Below are 252 nucleotides of genomic sequence, written 5' to 3'. Positions count from 1 at the left end.
TCCCGATACCCGAGGTGAAACCTAAGGTGACGGAAACCGGAATATACTCAATCAGGCGACCAAAGCGTGCCAGCCCCATCAGAATCAAAAAGATCCCCGACATCAAGGTCGCAACCAGCAGTCCTGCCAGTCCAAACTGTTGCGAAACGGGATAGAGAATTACCACAAATGCCGCAGTCGGACCGGAAACGCTAAAGCGTGACCCTCCCGTCAGAGCAATGACAATCCCCGCAACAGCTGCGGTATATAAAC

Annotated in this window: 1 protein-coding gene; it reads right to left on the bottom strand. The window is 52.8% G+C overall.

What is annotated here, in order from left to right; genetic code table 11:
• On the bottom strand, positions 1 to 252 hold a 252-nt coding region (locus tag AYC59_RS08535), incomplete at both ends, for a SulP family inorganic anion transporter (protein WP_245620606.1).

The sequence above is a fragment of the Pseudostreptobacillus hongkongensis genome, assembly GCF_001559795.1.
Lineage (GTDB): Bacteria > Fusobacteriota > Fusobacteriia > Fusobacteriales > Leptotrichiaceae > Pseudostreptobacillus > Pseudostreptobacillus hongkongensis.
The sequence above is the reverse complement of the archived record's forward strand: the minus strand, read 5'-3'. Positions and strand labels throughout refer to the sequence as shown.